Genomic DNA, 16,167 nt, shown 5'->3' on the forward strand with positions numbered 1-16,167 from the left:
GATTAAACTAAAAAAATGAAATTAAGAGCCGAAAATCTTGTAAAAACCTATAAAGGACGTAGTGTAGTAAAAGGCATTTCGGTAGAAGTGAATCAAGGCGAAATCGTGGGGCTTTTGGGACCTAACGGTGCCGGAAAAACGACTTCTTTTTATATGATTGTAGGATTGGTTAAACCAAATTCAGGCAACATATTCCTTGATGATCTGAATATCACCGATTACCCTATGTACAAAAGAGCACAACAGGGAATTGGTTATTTAGCACAAGAAGCTTCTGTTTTTAGAAAATTAAGCATCGAAGACAACATATTGAGCGTTTTACAACTAACAACACTATCCAAAGCCGAACAAGAAGCTAAAATGGAAAGTTTAATTGAAGAGTTTAGCCTGGAACACATTCGCACTAACCGAGGGGATTTACTTTCCGGGGGAGAGCGTCGTCGTACTGAAATTGCGCGTTGCCTTGCTACCGATCCAAAATTCATATTACTGGATGAGCCTTTTGCTGGTGTCGATCCTGTTGCTGTAGAAGATATCCAAAGAATTGTAGCCCAATTAAAAAACAAGAATATCGGTATTCTTATAACCGACCACAACGTTCAGGAAACGTTAGCCATTACGGACAAAACCTATTTAATGTTTGAAGGTGGAATCCTAAAAGCAGGTATCCCCGAAGAACTGGTAGAAGACGAAATGGTACGTCGCGTCTATCTTGGACAAAATTTTGAGTTGAGAAAAAAGAAACTGGAGTTCTAAAGAAAGTTTTCAGGCGCAGTTTACAGGAAGCAGATTAGATAGAGGTTGGCAATTGAAAAAAAGTTGCTAACTGAGACAAAACAAAAGAGGATGTTTAACATTCTTAATTTGAAAACTTTGAGTAATCACTAAAAATTGCGACTGAATACTGTAAATGAATACTGATTACTAAAAACTACTCCACAGTAATATACCGCAACTGCTGTAAATCACCATTGTAAATATTGACATCGACATTCCCTTTTATACCTGGAATCGATGCTTTTTCGGTGAACTGCCAGAACAACCAATCGTCGTCTATTTCTTCCCTGTAAAAATTATAATTGGCAATCCAAAAAAGATAATCATTGAATTCATCTTTCAAAAAATCATCGTAATATTTCTCGCCGGTATAAATAATAGGTTTTACTCCATAATGCAATTCCACTGCTTTCAACCATCTTTTCAATCCAACTTTTAGACTATCCAGCGATTGGTTTTTAGGTAATTTTTCAATGTCTAAAATAGGTGGCAAATCTCCTTTTCGAAGTGTCACTGTTTTAATATAAAGCGTAGCTTGCTCGAGTGAATTTTCATTGGGGCGGTAATAATGATAAGCCCCTCGAATCATTTTATTTTCTTTGGCGCCAAGCCAATTCCGATTAAACTGACGGTCTTTTCTATCTTTTCCTACCGTGGCACGTATAAACACAAAATGTAAAGGATATTTTTTTTCTAAAGTGTCAACATAAGACCAATGGATTTTTCCCTGATACTCCGAAACATCTAAACCAATACTTTTTCCTTCGTGTTTTTCTAAAACCTGAAAATTTCGAACATCAGAAATGCGCTTGTTTTCAGCTGCTTCGCTGAGTACTTTATTCGATTTAAAACTAAAATAATACGCTAATCCATTACGGTAATGATAGCCAGTCCCAAGTACAAGAAGGATAAAAAAAGTAATAATTGAAAAACGCACAAGTTTTCCAGAGAAAACTGAGGCTTTCTTTTTGGATTTACGAACTACAATGGTTCTTCTTCTGACCGTTTTTTTTCTCATTCAAAAAATTACTTTTTTAAAACTTTATTATTCACTACAGACAGTAAAATATAAAAAATGATAAGCAAAGGAATTCCTAAATATTGGAAGAAAACCAATAACAAAAGAGAAATAATCAGAAAGATAATTTGAAGTGCATTATCCTTAAAAATAAATTTTTTGATTTTTAAGGAAAATAGCGGAATTTCGGCATTTAGTATGTATGCACTTAATAAAGTAATCACCAATAAAACCCATGGATTTGTGAAAATTTCGAGAACAAAAAGAGAATCAGAATACTTTAGAACCAAAGGCAAACTTAAAATAAACAATGCATTGGCGGGCGTTGGCAGACCGATGAAAGAATCTGTTTGACGCGTATCAATATTAAAATTCGCCAAGCGATAACAAGAACCCAAAGTGATAATAAAACCTAAATAAGGAAAAATTTGCATATAACTATCTGGCATAGTAGTCGAAATATCGATCATCATTTGATACATTATCAAACCGGGAACAACACCACTGGTAACCATATCTGCCAAAGAATCCAACTGTAAGCCCAACGGACTGGAAACCTTGAATAATCGGGCGAAAAAACCATCAAAAAAGTCCAAAAATATACCCAAACAAACAAAATAAAAAGCCATTTCAAAATTACGATGAAATGCAAAAACCAAAGCGACACAGCCGCAAAAAAGATTAAGCAAAGTAATAATATTTGGGATATGCTTTTTTATATTCATAGTTATAAAGTTTAGTGAGCCAAAGTTGGCAAATTTAGTATAATAAGTGAAGAGGAAGTACGTTTTTTAGTAGAGATTTTTCAACAGCCGATTCTTGTTTCCATATATTTATCCAAAGGAAGAAATAACCTCAGTAAAAAATTATATTTTTGATAAAAATTAAACAGGCTTTCGGGTTGTAAAAATAGTTCAATTGAAAAAAGGCTCCTTATTTTTATTGCTTTTGGTTTATACCTCAAATTACAGTCAGACTGTCCGGAAATACTCCAATGAGTTTATGAATATCGGTGTTGATGCTGCTGCTTTGGGCATGTCAAATGCGGTTGTAGCCTCAACCCGAGACGTCAATTCTGGGTATTGGAATCCTGCAGGACTGATTCACTTAGAAGACCATCAGGTTTCCTTAATGCATGCCAATTATTTTGCCAATATTGCCCAATACGATTACCTCGCATACGCCAGTCCCATAGATGACCGCAGCGTCTGGGGGATTTCTTTAATTCGTTTTGGTGTGGACGATATTTTAAACACCACCGAATTAATAGACAGCCAAGGCAACATTGACTACAACCGCATCAGTCTTTTTTCCACAGCGGATTATGGCTTTACTTTTTCATACGCGCGAAAACTTCCCGTTCCCGGATTTCAATACGGTGTAAATGCGAAAGTAATCCGACGAATTATTGGAAAATTTGCCAGTTCCTGGGGATTTGGATTTGATGTTGGCATACAATTCGAAAAGAACGACTGGCAGTTTGGATTGATGCTTCGCGATATCACCACTACTTATAACGTTTGGAATATCGATGAAGCCGAATACAAAAAAATCGCCAATGCAATTCCTGGAGAAAATCAGGAATTACCGGAAAGCACCGAGATCACAGCTCCAAAAGTGCAATTGGGAATCGCTAAGAAGTTTATCATTCATTATGATTACAGTATTTTGGCTGCTGCCAATATGAATATGCGATTTACGAAAACCAATGATTTAATTTCGACTGATTTTGTAAGTGTTGACCCCGCGGCAGGATTGGAATTTGGTTATACCGACTTAGTTTTTCTACGTGCCGGTGTAGGGAATTTTCAAAATGCAGAACAATTGGACGGCACTGAAAAAGTAGGCTTTCAGCCCAATATTGGATTGGGATTTAAATACAAAGGCATTCAAATTGATTATGCATTAACCGATTTAGGCAATCAAAGTACGGCGCTGTATTCGAATATTTTTTCAGTTAAAGTAGATTTGGGCATGTTTCGAAATTAATAAAAAAAGCCAACTCTACTCTCATTAAAATAGCGCGCAGATTAAACAGATTTACACTAATTTTATAAAAAATAATTTAGGTAATAGTACGGACAATAACAGAACAACCAAATGAACATTTCTTTATTAAAAAAATTTTCTTTTTTTACGTTACTTTTTTTAACTGTAAGTTACAGTTTCTCCCAAAACCTTTTATTATCGAAAGACGCCCATGTCAGCGTACTTACTTGCGGAACGGGTAACGAATCCTATTCATTGTTTGGGCATACCGCCATTCGCATCAATGACACTTCTAACAATATCGATGTGGTTTATAATTATGGTGCTTTTGACTTTAACACTCCCAATTTTGTTTTGAAATTTATCAAAGGAGATTTACAGTATTTTGCAGTAGCGCATTCCTATGGGGATTTCATCAATGAATATACGTATGAGAAAAGATCGGTTTATGAGCAAGAACTGAATATTCCGGAGCGCTTAAAACAACAATTATTTGATAATCTCAATACTTCTTTAGCCTCAGGAGAAAGCCATTACACGTATAAATTTATTGACAAAAACTGTACTTCGATGGTAGTTGACATCATTAATAAAACGCTAGATACTACAGCAATCGTGAAAAATGCAGACACAGATATCACCTATAGAACTATATTATATCCTTATTTTGACAATCACTTTTATGAAAAATTAGGAACAAGTATTATCTTTGGTAAAAAAGTAGATGGCTTAGGAACGCAAATTTTTTTACCTTTTGAATTACAAAAAAGCCTACAAAAGGTTTCTTTTCAAAACCATCCTCTTGCTCCCGAAAACAAAACCATAATTGAATTCGATGAAGAAGCTTCTGGATCTTGGTGGAACAATTGGTACACTTATGTACTATTCCTTGGATTTATTGTATTTATAAATAAGAAAAGCAGTAATCTATTTTACCTTACTATGATGGCATTGTTAGGAGTGTTTTTTGTCTTTGTAGGATTTTATTCGGAACACCATGAATTGAGCTACAATTATAATATCTTGTTGTTTAACCCAACATTATTAGGACTGCTATATTTTTACGCAACAAAAAACAAAAAAGGAGCTTACAATCTGGCTGTATTCAACATCCTTTCATTACTACTCTACCTCATCATTCTAATCAACAAAGCGCATTTATTGATTGTGCTTCCTTTAATAATTTCAAGCATGATTATTTTAGTCAGATTAGCAATTCAAAATAAAAAACGCATTCCAATTATCATTTAGAAAGCAACTTTAAACGAGAAATATAATAGAGAATACGAATAAGCCTACTACTGCCCTCTATAAAACAATACGGTCGTAATCGTTTTAAAAGCAATGTTCAAATCCAAGAAAACACTTCTGTGTTTGATATAGTACAAATCATATTGCAGCTTTATTAAACTATCCTCCATCGTCACTCCATAAGCATAATTCACTTGTGCCCAACCTGTCAGGCCTGGCTTGATAATGTGTCTGGTTTCATAAAAAGGCATTATTTCAGCTATTTCTTTGACGACAAAAGGACGTTCCGGACGAGGACCGATGACTGCCATGTCTCCTTTTAGAATATTTATAAATTGAGGAAATTCATCAATTCTTGTTTTTCTTAAAAATTTCCCGAATACTGTCACCCTCGAATCGTTTGCAGTCGTGAAAACAGCTCCGTTGGATTCGGCATTACTAATCATCGTCCTGAATTTTAAAATTTCAAATACTACACCGTCTTTCCCCACACGCTCCTGGGTATAAAACAACTTCCCTCTGTTCCCTATTGCATTCCCAATCAATATCAAAGGAAATAAAACAAGAGCAACAAACAGCCCAAGCACAGAAGTGCCTATTTCAAAAATTCTTACACTTAATAAATACAACTTATTATGATTACTGCGGCTAAAAGGGAAAAAGCGATAAAAATCTCTGGAAATATAGTGCACAGGTATGCGTTGCGTTTTACTTTCATAAACTTGGGTATACTCCCTAATAATACTTCCCGACTCCAACAAATGAAGTAATTGCTGGTACAATTCTGCAGTAATCCCCTCTGTATTTTGAGAGGCAATCACAATCTCTGATACGGAATTTTCTTTTACAAAAGAAAATAAATCGGCTCTTTTAATGTTGGAAACATAGTAATATTCCACCGTATCATCTTCGGTAGCATCAGCATGGACAAATGCAATTATTTTATAATGTGGGTCAATATGCTCTAATCCGGATATTAACTCTTCAACCTGATCCTTATCACATATTAAAATAGCATTTTGAAGAAACCGATTAGATGCTAAAAATTTAACATAAAACATCCTCCATAAAAACAAAGCCATAAATACAACCAAATAAAACACTAGAATTTCAACTCTTTTGGTGGGTAATTCCGGAGAAAAAACCGGCGTTAATAAATAAATTAAAACAGTCGTTGAAGCGGTAAGAATAGCACTTCTCACCACCTGAAATTGATTACTGGCTACCTGAAGGTCGTACATTTCGAATATCGTACCAAAAAGATTGAGATAAACACTCAAAACGATTGTCCAGTAGAAATTAATGGTAGAGAATGTGAAATAACCAAAATTGAACACCTTACCAACAAAGAACAGTGCACCCAAAACAAAAAAAACATCAAAAAGACGAAGAATCATCTTCCGTTCTGATATTTCAAAATGCATTTTCTCTATTGAAAACATTGGTGGTATTTAGATTATTAGCGCAATTTAGCGCTTTTACACCGAAGTAAATTTAATAAAGCTTAACTTTTTTAACAAAATTCTCTTTTTAACGGATTAATCTATTGCCAACTTGAATGTCCTTAATAAGAATAACTCAGTTGGTCACAATTCCTCGGGATTTTGGGTAATAAAAGCAAGCAAAAAGATGCATCGAGAATCCGCGTGATTAATAAAAATAAATTATCCCAAATAACTCAATTTGACATCTTTTTTTTAGAAGTTCCCCCTAATTGCACATTGAGTAAAGACAAAGAGTACACAAAGGCAGGTGCAGCAGTTCGCATGGCAGCATGATTAATGGTTAACAACCAGAATAAAACAAAACATATTAAAAACATATTGAACTTATTTTCTAAATACAAAACAAGCGGCGTAAAAAACAAAATCAATAAAGCTACGATACCCAAAGATCCATGTTCAGCCAACATTCGAGTAATTTCATCGTGAGACAATGTGCCATCTCCTGTCTCCGCTTTTCGAGCTTCCACACCTTTTCCCACACCCACCCCAAAAATGGGATTTTTCAGAAAAAGATCAATTTCCCCTCTTGCCACTTCTTCACGTCCCGTAAATCTGCTCTCTTTTACCCTTCCAGTTGCGTCTTGGTTTGCATACCGTTTATCGATTAGCCCCCCTGTTTGAAAAGAAGTATAACTCCAAGTGACGATTAAGGCAATTGTTACCAATACAAAAATGTAATTCAGTTTTACTCTTCCTTTAAAATTGGATTTATAATACAGAAACAACAATAGCAAGACAATCATTAAAAAACCGGTGATCATACCACCACGGGAGAAAGTGACTATACCCCTATAAGTAATGTTTAGGGCAATAATCATGTTGATGACCAATAAGAATTTTGTTCGGGACTCTAATATGATTCTAGAAAAGAAAATAAACATACCTAAACCTAAAATAGTCGCCACTTGGTTGGGACCAAAACCACCAGAAGTCTCAAAATTAGATTGTGTACTGGTAATGATGTCCCGAATGTTTGGAGTATAGAACGTTAAATATATCATACAGCTGATAATTGGCAAACCCATACTTAAGAGTATGTTGTTCATTTGGTCTAATGGAATTTTACGCCTAAAAGTATATAGAGAAGCGACTCCCAAACAGATGGGACCCGAAATATTAAAGGCTACAGTCGTTCTGATATTGGTATTGAAATTCAGCACAAAGGTGGAAAGCACAATACTGGGAATCAGCAACAATAAAAACAACCAGTACGGTACGGCTCCTCTTGAAAATCCACTGAAATACATGCCCATTAAAACAAACAACATTACTCCGTATTTGGATAGTTCATACAAAGGATTTCCCCCTGTCATTCTCAAAAAAACTTCGCTTCCCACTACATAAGCCGCAGCCATAAGCGCTTCGTTATTCCTATTTTGTTTTTTAATGATATAATAAACCCCAAAAATAAAGATGGAATAGCCATATATTTTTGAAAGAAAAGGCATAACAAATACTAAGGTCCCAATAGCAACATGGAATAAAACTAAATAGAGATAGGATTGTTCTTCTTTTTTCATATGTTACTGTTATCTAACCAATTTAAATACTGCTGTATCACGGCCTCTTCTGAATGATTTGCTACGACCATCTGAAACAATTCCTGACCGAAATTCGTCTGTAATGATTCACTTCTTATAAGTTTAACAACTGCATCATAAAACAATTCATTCTGATGAGCTGGAACAACAAATCCATTTTTTCCGTTTTGCACCAAAGATGAAATTTCGCCTACATTGGTAACAACAACTGGTTTTTTATGCCAGCCATATTCCAGAAGCGCTACAGGTAAGCCTTCAGACTGAGATGTTAAAACAGCTATTGTTGATTGATCCAGAATATTTTTTACATCTTGTTTTGAACCGTAAAGAAACACGTTTTCTTCTAAATTAAATGCAACTATTAAGTGCTTAATTTGCTGGGAATAGGCATCCTGAAAATCCTTTCCTATTAAGTGAAAGCTCCATTCGGGATAAACCTTTTTTATCTTTTTAGCGACTTCCAACAATAAAAAATGATCTTTCTGAAGTCTCAAATTGGCTAAACAAACAATCCGTTTTCCTTTGGCTCCTTTCAATTTAGTATCGTCTGAAACAATATTTTCTTCCGTTGGAAAATTGGGCAAATAAATAGTATTCTTAATCTTTAATTCCTTTTCTACCCACATTTTTAATTTTTGATTAACGACAATAATTCCATTAAAAAAAGGGGCTGCCGCTCTTAAACCTATCATCGGTCTTTTTTCTAAAAAATCGCTGTCACCATAATGGTCATGCCAAATTAATGACAAATCAGGGCAGCTTAGTTTTAAAAGAAATGCCAAAAAAAAAGAAGTACTATGAGCATGGATGACTGTTACGTTGTTTTGTCTTATATAGGCTCGTAATCGCAATATAGCTTTAAGATCAACCGCACTTTTCTTGTTTAAATACAAATACGAGACCTGTTTATCAATCTGATTGTGTAAGGGTCCTTCTTTTCGCGTAACCACCAATCCAGAGAATTCAATGCGTCCTGCCAAAGCATTGGCATAACTTACTGCCATTCGTTCGGCACCTCCGGACTCAAGAGAATCTATAATTTGTATGATTCGCATTTTTTTAGTTTCTCTTTTAGTTTGTTACTCTTAGAAAGATGTAATTGTTGGCAGTTCATTAGTATTTCTCATCGCATAATAAAAATACGTGTCAGCTCGAGTAATTCTTAAAGCTATAACTAATGTTTTCAATAAATAATGTCTTAGTTTTAAAAATTGTATTGAGAACCCTTTAATAATTTTTCAATCTCTTGCTCAAAAACATCTAAGGTATACCCCCTTGACCATTGTGCGGCTTTATTGCGCTTAGTATCAAAATCAATTTGACTCTGTAAAAGAGTTTCAATCTGCAAACTATCTTCCTTTAAATTCATTTCCAGCAAAACCCCTCTTTCTCCATAATCCAACATAAATGGCACACAAGATACGGAAGTAGCTATCGGAATGCAACCCCAAAACATGCCCTCAGCAATAACTTTCGGCCAACCTTCGCTGTCAGAAGGTAACAATACAAAATGACTGTTTTGATAGGCTTTTTTAACAGTTTCTTCCGATTGGTTTCCCTTCAGTGAAATTATTTTGCCTAAATTATTTTGAGTAATATAGTGTTCCAATAAATTTCTTTCCACCCCTTCGCCATACAGCGCTAAAGTGACATCATATCCTTTCTGAAATAAAATTGCTATCAATTGAATGGCATACAAAGGGTTCTTTCCTTTAACCAAAGTTCCGGCAAAAACAAAATCAATACGTCCTTTCAAGTCTTTTTTTGAAATAGGCAATTTATCAATTTCATAATAAGTGGCAGTAAAAAACGGTTTTATATTTTTTGAACTCCCTTCCCATTCACCATATACCAAAACCTGCATATTCCGGGTTAAGTATCTATTTTCAAGAATCAGCTGCTGCAATTTGTAAGTCCAGGACTGTTTAGATTTGGGATCCCAGTTGCCGGCATATTTGGCAGTTTTGGGAGTATTGGGAAATAAAATCTGAATCAAACAGCCCAACAAACCTATGTTACCGGGGCAACGCAAATGGATGTGATCTGCTTTTTTCATCGCAGTATAAATGCGCCAACTGATTCTTGGTATTTTTAAAACGGCACGAAAGATACTTTTCAAACGCAATACATCAAAACTGTCAATCTTTACAAATTGAATTCCATGGTGTTCATAAGAACGATCTATAGGTGAAACCGGCCCAGAAATCTCAGGGGCAACTAAAATTAATTCGGATACATACTTTGACCAAACATTCATTTCACGAACGTAGGGTGCATAAGCATAATAGTAATTTTCTGTTACTACATGAGGAACATGGGTGATTACAGCAAATTTCATTTATAGGGTTATAATTTCAAAAAAATATTTATGTCTTATTAATTAGTCTTATAATCTAAACGCCTTCCACAATATTACTTTTTAGCGATACAAAAAGTGCTGATTCCAAAAGGAAAATCTACATACTTAAGTATTCTATTCTCTAATAGAAGTAATTTAAACAACATGACATTTAATACACTGTTTTCAATAATTTGCCCCTCTTTATTTTTATTTTTCAAAAAAACACCGCTTAGTTTTCTAAAAACATAAACGGGTAGGAATAAAGAAAAATTCCAATAACTTGATTTGGAAATAGTCAGATTTTCGTTAAGCAGTTTGGTTTTTAATTCTAGATTCGTATACCTTCTGTAATGCATATTAACCACATCATGTTGGCTCCATAAAGATTGAAAAGCAGGTACAAAAACATACATTTCTCCACCTGTTTTTAATAATTGATACCAATTTTTAATAGCCTTCCTGTCATCTTCCAGATGTTCCAGACAATCTGATGCCACAATAATATCAAACTGCTCGGTCAAAGTAATCATTTGAGCATCCATCACAAAAGCATTTGGAATCCCATTTGCTTTACAATTGGCAATGGCATTTTCACTAATATCAATTCCAAAAAGATGCGCTGTCTTAAATCCTAAAAGTTCCAGATCTTTTAAAAAAATACCTGAGGAACACCCGATATCTAATATTTTACTGTCTTTCGGTGCGTTTCGTAATAAGTCAAGCAAATACCTTCTTCTGGATTTAAACCACCAATTTTCTATTTCAACTTCATGATATTTTTTTTCAAAAGCTACTTCCATTCCAAATAATCTAAATTGTTCCGGTTTTAATCTATTTTTTTATCTATAATATAACGCGGTCTTTGTTTAACCTCAGCATATATTTTACCTATATATTCCCCAATAATTCCAATGGAAAACAGTTGAATCCCTCCTAAAAAATACATCGGCAAAACAGTCGATAACCAACCTGGAACTGTATCTCCGGTAAATATGGCTAAAAATGCATAACCACTCATAAACAAACAAACAATAAAAATAACAAATCCAATTGCCGAAACTAATTTTAAAGGAACAGTACTGAAAGAGGTAATGCCGTTCCAAGCAAAGGAGAGCATTTTCCGAAAAGGAAATTTCGAATTTCCTGCTAATCGTTCCATTCGGTCATAATAAATAATTTCTTTATTAAATCCGATCAATGGAATTATTCCCCTGAGAAACAAATTAACCTCATTAAAATCAGATAACGCAGTGATAACTCTGTTACTGCACAATCTGTAATCCGCATGATTAGGAATCATGTTAGATTTCATCTTTTTTATCAAAAAATAAAATAACAAGGCGCTATTCCTTTTAAAAAAGGTATCCGTAGGTCGCTCTTTTCTAACCCCGTAAACTACATCAACTCCCGACTTATATTTTTGAATCATTTCTTCAATGATTCGCACATCATCTTGCAAATCGGCATCAATAGAAATTAGTGCATCCGCATCCACATTATAAGTAAGCAAACCAGCTAATAATGCATTCTGATGGCCGACATTTCCAGCCAATTTTAATCCTTTTACAACAACACTCTTTATAGCCTTTTTTTCAATAACATCCCATGTTCCATCTTTGCTCCCATCATCTATAAATACAATAAAACTTTTATCTGAAATCAGCTCTCTATCAACTAAATCAAAGATTAAATTGTGAAGTTGTTTTTCAGTTTCATCTAAGACCTGTTCCTCGTTATAACAGGGTGAAACTATTCCAATAACAGGTTTAAAAGTAACATGCTTCATGATTTGGAGTTAGGAATTGGAAATATATAAATAGTTGTTTTTTGAATTATTTTTTGAATCCAAGCAATACGATACAAACCTGCAGCACTCATAAGATACAAAGCAACTCGAGAAGGAAAGATATATCTCGGCTCCATATACGTTAATCCGTGAAAGATAAGCAAAGAAATAATGACACCCCAAAAAATCCAGTACCGAATTAAATTTTTCTCTCGGAATAAAAATAGTATAGCACCGGCAACAATAATTAAATTAATCGAATTGATAAGCAAAATAAAAGCCCAATAACCAATAGGTCCTTTCAGTGGACCTAAATCAAACTCATTAGGCTGAACACTATTGATAAAATAAACATGACCATAAAAACATTTCACAAAAAACTGTCGGAGAAATAAACCAGGATGCTCCAATGCATCATCAATTAGAAATTTTTTGTAAACTTCAGCATAGGATTGATGCGTTTGATCCATAATTGCCGAAAGTGCACCACCACTTTTATTCCAGTTCTGATAGTCTTTACTGTCCGGTCGAATATCACTTTCCCAAAAACGGAAATCGGTTGGTTCTTCTCGAAATTGAAATCTTCCTTGATGCGCTACATAATAAAGTAAGGTTTCTTGGTTTCCTCCGGATTTAGTTCCTGTTATAATTTTTGCAAGCTGTAAAACACCAAACCCTAATAATCCAACACAAACAAAGGAGACCATCATTTTTTTTCCATAAGATAAAAAGAAAGTTTTATTCTTAAAAAAGGCATAGAAAACGACTAAAAAACCTACTCCTAAAAGTAATAATGTATTGGGTCTGTTCAAAATCAGAAACCACATACCCAGTATTAGAAAAATCCAGCCGGATTTCTTATCAGGTTGATGAAGTGCAATTGACCAGCCATAAATAGCTAAAGTTAAAGAAAAAAAGGCGGGAGCTTCTGCCATTATTCCCAAAGAATAATAACAATGTATAGGGAAAAGAAAAAAAAGCAGGACACTTAAAAACCCTACCTCTTTAGAAAAAAAAGAACTTCCAATTCTAAATATCAAAAGTAAACTAATTGTAATAATGATTGATGTGAATGCTACCCCATAAACCCAGAGTTGATCGTCAGTCGCATTTGCCGGCGCTATTAAATAAGCAGGAGTATAAAACAGTATGGGCCCGGGTGCCTTCGTAATTACAACCTGATCATATGGAATTTTTCCTTTAATAAATAAGGCTAAATTCTTAGATTCTTCATGGAAGGTAATATCTCCAAAGGGCTTCGCCTTAAAAGGAAGATTTAAAACGACCAACATCATCAAAGATGAAATCAATACAATAATCCCATTAATTCTTTTAGTTGAAAAACCTATTGTATTCATATAATATATCCTTTAATATCAGGTTTTAAAAATGCGGCTTATTGAAACCTGACTAAAATTTAGATTTTAAATTATTTATTGAGGCTTATTAAACAGTAAAGTTAACCAACCCATCGCCCTGCCTATGGCTTCGGTAAAGGCTTCTTTTCTTTTGGTTGTTGTAAATGTATTGCTAAATCTTATAATTGTCAAGAGTATTGTAATCGCATGCCATTTTAATTGAGAGCCAATAAGTGGCTTAGGATTTTTAGTGCGCCATACATACCAGCCATTTCGAACTACCATTTTCCCATATTTATAATGATTGGGTCTTCCTGAAGGGTGATGAAAATGCTTCAACTGCAATTTAGTATTGACGACATTCTTACCAAACTGTAAAGCTCTAATACTAAAATCAGTATCTTCGTATAAACCATAGCCTTCAAAATAGGTTGAAAACCGCAAAGAATCAAATACTTTTTTTCGAAAAGCAAACGACATGCCTATAAGCAAATCGACCTCGTAGGTTCTGCCATTTAATGGAAATCCACATGTTTTACCATGGGAGTAATCAGGCATTTTTCCGGGACCAAGATAGGATTGTAAACCCAGATAATTCCGAACTACATTGCGTTGCCCTTCTTTATACACATAACCTTCAAATTGAATATACCGATGTGAATCATAAGTTACATCCGGTTGTATCAAGCTCCAGCTGTTTTCATTTAGGGCTACACCGCCAACACCGGTAATCGCTTCATCAGAGGTAAATGTCGCAATCAACTCTTCAAAATAATTAGGCAACAATTCCGTATCATCATCCAGAAAAGCAATGACATCACTTGTAGCGTTCACTTTATCCAAACCATAATTTCTTTGTTTGGTCAAACCGCGATGAGTTGGTGGAACCAGAAAATAGGATAGGTTTACGAAATGATTTTCTTGTAAAGCAATTTCAGTTTCAGAATTCGTTGAACCGTCAACAATCAGGATTTCATCAGGATATAGGGTTTGTTTCTTAACCGATTGCAGTAATTGCAACAAAGGTTGAGAACGCATATAAGTACAAATAATTAGTGTAAATTTCATTCTGCTCTTTTCAATTCATTAGCCCAAAAAACACTTCTTTCCCATTGTTTTCTATAATTCATAAAATAAAGCACCGGATTTTTTATGGTTTGATATTTATAATATTTAAAAAACAAAATAGTTTTGTAACCTCGAACTTGTTCTTGCGTAGTATGCAAAATTTGATATAACATTATTGTTGGTGAAGGTTTGGGCTGAATAGCATCATTTTGCCATTTTAAAGTGGGTTTTGTTCTAAAACCGCCAACAGGAGCTTTCAAATGTAGTATTTCAGGTTCGGGTAAATACAAAACATCATGTCCTAAATTTCGCAATTGCATTCCAAAATCACCGTCTTCACCATAACCAAACTCAAATGCTTTATTGAACCTAACTTTATTCAAAAGATCTCTTCGAACAAAACTATTACCGGCTCCAAAAGTGGGCCATTGAATTACTTTTATAGATGACTTATATTCATTTTTCTGAGTGTAGGACGTTGTCACTACCGGATTTCCAAATTGTTCTATTTTCTGAAAAATATCCTCCAGCAAATTAGATTCAAAACGATTGTCATCATCTGCTAAAAAGACCCATTCACTATTTGTTTGATTCAATGCTAAATTACGGGCATTACAAGCTCCAGCCTGATGAATAAAAAAATGTTGAATTTCAAATGGCCATTTTTCATTTTGGATATAATCCAATTCCGTTTTACTAAATTCTTCTGGGTTTTGTTCTACTATTATAATTTTACTAGGCAACAAATTTTGCCGAGAAAAATCTTTCAATACATCATACAAATAGTTGCTCCTTCCAATAGTCGGGATAATAACATCAATCGTTCTTTTATCGATCACTTTTTTTGAAGATTGTATTATAATACCATCTAAGGCTATGTTTATACCACTTCTATTCTTATAAAAAAGCGAACAAATAAAAGGCACTATTGGAAATTTCCTTTCGTACAACAGTAAATTCAATAATAATAAAAATATCCATTGCGTTTTATAATGCTGTTTCACAAAACGAAAAAGAATGTACCTATTCGTTTTTGTTAAGAAAGCATCTGGATTCTGTTTTAAAAGTTTCGGTTCAGAATAGCATAGTAATCCCTTTCGCATTCCCAGTTTGGCTAATGAACATAAAAAATAATCAAAATTTTTGTCTGGAGCCATTTCATCCTTTAGAGCCAATAAAATGGAAGAATGAACCCCTCCGACCAAGCTACTCATTTGCCAAGTTGGAAAAGTCACTGACTTATTAATCTTTATAAATGGAGATTCTTCTACATAGCCAATGCTTTTGTCTAAAAAAAGAATATCCGATGGATGGTAAGAAAGCAATAATTTATGATGATGAAATAATTTTTCAATTTCAAAAATATTCAACTGCCCCTTTAAACTGATGTGACACCATACCAAAATAGCATCTGGATATTGTTTGGCTAATAGTAGCAAAAAGCCAATTATAGATAACCCACTAGCTTTATCAATACTATAAGAATTACTTAATCCTACAGCTTTATTTCCATTATGATAAATAATTATCATT

Annotated in this window: 14 protein-coding genes; 3 read left to right on the plus strand and 11 right to left on the minus strand. The window is 34.2% G+C overall.

What is annotated here, in order from left to right:
- The first annotated feature begins 15 nt into the window (after nucleotides 1–15).
- Nucleotides 16–756: an LPS export ABC transporter ATP-binding protein gene (gene lptB, locus ACM55K_RS10355; protein ID WP_416850153.1), complete on the plus strand. Its 741-nt coding sequence runs from the start codon at nucleotides 16–18 to the stop codon at nucleotides 754–756.
- Between the two features lie 175 nt (nucleotides 757–931).
- Here lptB and ACM55K_RS10360 read toward each other — a convergent pair whose 3' ends face one another.
- Nucleotides 932–1,795, minus strand: a complete 864-nt coding sequence (locus ACM55K_RS10360; RefSeq protein ID WP_416850154.1) for a glycoside hydrolase family 25 protein — start codon at nucleotides 1,793–1,795, stop codon at nucleotides 932–934.
- A gap of 8 nt (nucleotides 1,796–1,803) precedes the next feature.
- A complete protein-coding gene (locus tag ACM55K_RS10365) occupies nucleotides 1,804–2,520 on the minus strand; it encodes a CDP-alcohol phosphatidyltransferase family protein (RefSeq protein ID WP_416850155.1) in 717 nt (238 codons plus the stop codon).
- Nucleotides 2,521–2,713: 193 nt separating this feature from the next.
- Between ACM55K_RS10365 and ACM55K_RS10370 the strand changes: the two genes are divergently transcribed.
- On the plus strand, nucleotides 2,714–3,784 hold the full coding sequence (locus ACM55K_RS10370) for a putative type IX sorting system protein PorV2 (RefSeq protein ID WP_465245426.1): 1,071 nt from the start codon (nucleotides 2,714–2,716) through the stop codon (nucleotides 3,782–3,784).
- Nucleotides 3,785–3,895: 111 nt separating this feature from the next.
- Nucleotides 3,896–5,035 (plus strand): lipoprotein N-acyltransferase Lnb domain-containing protein, encoded by a 1,140-nt coding sequence (locus ACM55K_RS10375; RefSeq protein ID WP_416850156.1) that lies wholly within the window; start codon nucleotides 3,896–3,898, stop codon nucleotides 5,033–5,035.
- Nucleotides 5,036–5,082: 47 nt separating this feature from the next.
- Here the strand turns inward: ACM55K_RS10375 and ACM55K_RS10380 are convergent, their stop codons facing one another.
- The 9 genes from ACM55K_RS10380 to ACM55K_RS10420 form a co-directional block, all read right to left on the minus strand.
- Nucleotides 5,083–6,477, minus strand: a complete 1,395-nt coding sequence (locus ACM55K_RS10380) for an exopolysaccharide biosynthesis polyprenyl glycosylphosphotransferase (protein ID WP_416850157.1) — start codon at nucleotides 6,475–6,477, stop codon at nucleotides 5,083–5,085.
- A 236-nt stretch (nucleotides 6,478–6,713) separates the two neighbouring features.
- Nucleotides 6,714–8,060, minus strand: a complete 1,347-nt coding sequence (locus ACM55K_RS10385; protein WP_416850158.1) for an O-antigen ligase family protein — start codon at nucleotides 8,058–8,060, stop codon at nucleotides 6,714–6,716.
- The gene (locus ACM55K_RS10390; protein ID WP_416850159.1) at nucleotides 8,057–9,136 is read right to left on the minus strand and encodes a glycosyltransferase family 4 protein; all 1,080 of its coding nucleotides are present in this window, start codon (nucleotides 9,134–9,136) and stop codon (nucleotides 8,057–8,059) included. Before ACM55K_RS10390 ends, ACM55K_RS10385 begins: the two co-directional genes overlap by 4 nt.
- A gap of 149 nt (nucleotides 9,137–9,285) precedes the next feature.
- Nucleotides 9,286–10,419 (minus strand): glycosyltransferase, encoded by a 1,134-nt coding sequence (locus tag ACM55K_RS10395; RefSeq protein WP_416850160.1) that lies wholly within the window; start codon nucleotides 10,417–10,419, stop codon nucleotides 9,286–9,288.
- 74 nt (nucleotides 10,420–10,493) lie between these two features.
- Nucleotides 10,494–11,222, minus strand: a complete 729-nt coding sequence (locus tag ACM55K_RS10400) for a class I SAM-dependent methyltransferase (protein WP_416850161.1) — start codon at nucleotides 11,220–11,222, stop codon at nucleotides 10,494–10,496.
- Between the two features lie 26 nt (nucleotides 11,223–11,248).
- Nucleotides 11,249–12,208 carry a glycosyltransferase family 2 protein gene (locus tag ACM55K_RS10405; protein ID WP_416850162.1) on the minus strand — a complete coding sequence of 320 codons (960 nt, stop codon included), beginning with the start codon at nucleotides 12,206–12,208 and terminating at the stop codon, nucleotides 11,249–11,251.
- Nucleotides 12,205–13,566: a hypothetical protein gene (locus ACM55K_RS10410; protein ID WP_416850163.1), complete on the minus strand. Its 1,362-nt coding sequence runs from the start codon at nucleotides 13,564–13,566 to the stop codon at nucleotides 12,205–12,207. Before ACM55K_RS10410 ends, ACM55K_RS10405 begins: the two co-directional genes overlap by 4 nt.
- A 75-nt stretch (nucleotides 13,567–13,641) precedes the next feature.
- Nucleotides 13,642–14,634 (minus strand): glycosyltransferase family 2 protein, encoded by a 993-nt coding sequence (locus ACM55K_RS10415; RefSeq protein WP_416850164.1) that lies wholly within the window; start codon nucleotides 14,632–14,634, stop codon nucleotides 13,642–13,644.
- Entirely contained in the window at nucleotides 14,631–16,166 is a 1,536-nt protein-coding gene (locus ACM55K_RS10420) for a glycosyltransferase family 2 protein (protein ID WP_416850165.1), read from the minus strand. Before ACM55K_RS10420 ends, ACM55K_RS10415 begins: the two co-directional genes overlap by 4 nt.
- Nucleotide 16,167 lies beyond the last annotated feature (1 nt).

The organism is Flavobacterium arabinosi (genome assembly GCF_048158725.1).
Lineage (GTDB): Bacteria > Bacteroidota > Bacteroidia > Flavobacteriales > Flavobacteriaceae > Flavobacterium > Flavobacterium arabinosi.